The organism is Arthrobacter sp. JCM 19049 (assembly GCF_001310435.1).
This window is the reverse complement of record NZ_BAXF01000354.1, coordinates 1-2,288: the sequence shown is the minus strand read 5'-3', so window position 1 is coordinate 2,288 and position 2,288 is coordinate 1. Positions and strand designations below refer to the sequence as shown.

General features: G+C 68.8%; 4 protein-coding genes. All 4 read left to right on the top strand.

Annotated elements, in window-relative coordinates; genetic code table 11:
• On the top strand, positions 1 to 517 hold a 517-nt coding region (locus JCM19049_RS22680; protein WP_306420795.1), incomplete at its 5' end, for a molybdopterin-dependent oxidoreductase.
• Positions 514 to 732 (top strand): hypothetical protein, encoded by a 219-nt coding sequence (locus JCM19049_RS22675; protein WP_306420796.1) that lies wholly within the window; start codon positions 514 to 516, stop codon positions 730 to 732. The genes JCM19049_RS22680 and JCM19049_RS22675, both read left to right, overlap by 4 nt.
• Positions 645 to 1,433, top strand: a complete 789-nt coding sequence (locus tag JCM19049_RS23540) for a molybdopterin-dependent oxidoreductase (protein WP_374700305.1) — start codon at positions 645 to 647, stop codon at positions 1,431 to 1,433. Before JCM19049_RS22675 ends, JCM19049_RS23540 begins: the two co-directional genes overlap by 88 nt.
• Entirely contained in the window at positions 1,315 to 2,214 is a 900-nt protein-coding gene (locus JCM19049_RS22665) for a molybdopterin oxidoreductase family protein (RefSeq protein ID WP_374700306.1), read from the top strand. The genes JCM19049_RS23540 and JCM19049_RS22665 overlap by 119 nt, the downstream gene beginning before the upstream one ends.
• Positions 2,215 to 2,288: the final 74 nt, after the last annotated feature.

Sequence of the window (2,288 nt, the reverse complement as noted above, 5' to 3'; positions counted from 1 at the left end):
GGGGCACCCGCACCCCGTACGGGCGCGAGGAGCGGTGGCCGGTGCGGGGGGACCAGGTGCTGGCCGAGGGGTGGAGGAATCCGAGGTTGAGCGCTGGGTGCAGTCCGCGTGCGTGCTGTGCAGCAACGGCTGCGGAATCGACATCGCGGTCAAGGACGGGACCATGGTCGGGGTGCGCGGGCGCGCTGCGGACCGGGTCAACCACGGCCGGCTTGGACCCAAGGGGCTGTTCGCCAGCTGGCAGGCCATGAACAGTCCCGACCGGCTCACCACCCCCATGATCCGCCAGGACGGGGAACTGGTTCCCTGCGACTGGGACACCGCCATGGAGCGCATCGTGCAGCGCAGCCGCCACCTGCTGCAGACCAAGGGGCCGCTCAGCCACGGTTCTACACCAGCGGGCAGCTGTTCCTGGAGGAGTACTACGCCCAGGCGATCGTGGGCAAGGCCGGGATCGGCACCCCACACATGGACGGCAATACCCGGCTGTGCACCGCCACCGCCGCCACCGCCTTGAAGGAATCCTTCGGCTCCGACGGGCAGCCCGGAAGCTATCGGGACATCGACGCATGCGATGCGCTGTTCCTGTTCGGCCACAACATGGCCGAAACCCAGACCGTGCTCTGGCCCGGGTGCTGGACCGGTTGGCCGGGCCGGACAAACCCCGGCTGGTGTGCGTGGATCCTCGGGACACCGACGTCGCCCGGCACGCCGAGGTGCACCTGGCGCTGAAGCCGGGGACCAACCTGGCCCTGATGCACGGGCTGGTGCGCGAACTGTTCGTCAACGGCTGGATCGACGAGGACTACATCCGCCGGCACACCATGAATGTGGAGGAACTGCGCTCCACCGTCGAACCGTGGACCCCACAGGAGGTGGCCCGCACCTGCGGGGTCGATGCTCAGGACGTGCGCCGCGCCGCGGAGATCTTTGGCACCAGTGAACGGGTGCTCTCCACCGTGCTGCAGGGCTTCTACCAGTCCTCCCAGGCCACCGCCTCCTCCTGTGCCGTGAACAACCTGCACCTGCTGCGCGGGCTGATCGGCAAACCCGGCAGCGGGATCCTGCAGATGAACGGTCAGCCCACCGCCCAGAACAATCGCGAATGCGGGGCCGACGGGGACCTGTCCGGCTTCCGCAACTGGGAAAACCCGCAGCACGTGCAGGAGTTGGCCCAACTGTGGAACGTGGACCCGGCCACGATCCCGCACTGGCGCCGCCCACCCACGCCATGCAGATCTTCCGCTACGTGGAGCAGGCTCCATCCAGTTCCTGTGGGTTTCGGCCACCAACCCGGCCGTGTCACTGCCCGAACTGCCCCGCATCCGCGACATCCTGGCCAGTCGGGGCCTGTTCCTGGTGGTGCAGGACTTGTACCTGACCGAAACCGCGCAGTACGCCGACGTGGTGCTGCCGGCGGCCGGGTGGGGTGAGAAAACCGGGACCTTCACCAACGTGGACCGCACGGTGCACCTCTCGCAGAAGGCGGTGGATCCGCCCGGCCAGGCCCGCAGCGACCTGCAGACGTTCATCGACTATTCGCGGCGGATGGGCTTCACCCAACTGGACGGCAGCCCGCTGCTGGACTGGCAGGGGCCCGAGGAGGCGTTCGAAGCCTGGAAGCTGTGCACCCGCGGGCGGCCATGCGACTACAGTGCGTTGAGCTACCAGGCGCTGCGCGGGGGCAGCGGGGTGCCCTGGCCGTGCACCGAACAGCAGCCCGGGGGCACCGAACGGCTGTACACGGATGGGGTGTTCAACACCGACCCGGATTACTGCGAAACCTACGGGCACGACCTGCTCACCGGCGGCACCGTCGGGCCGCAGGCCTACAAGGCGATGAACCCGGCTGGGCGGGCCATCTTCAAGACCGCGCCGTACCATCCCACCCATGAAACCCCGGACACCGGCTACCCGTTCCGCTACACCACCGGGCGCACCGCCTACCACTTCCACACCCGCACCAAGACCGGGCGCAGCCCCCAGCTGAACGCCGCCGCCCCGCAGGCCTGGGTGGAGATCTCCGCGGTGGACGCCGCCACCGGGGGCCTGAACGAGGGCGACATCGTCAGCGTGGAATCCCGCCGCGGACATATCACCGCGGCCCTGCGCATCAGCGATGTGCGCGAGGGAACCATCTTCACGCCCTTCCACTACGGCTACTGGGATGAGGCGGCACCCCGGCCACCGCACACCGGGCCGCGAACGAGCTGACCCTGACCGAATGGGACCCGGTCTCCAAGCAGCCGGTACTGAAAAACGCGGCCGTGCGCCTGCGCAAGGTGGCC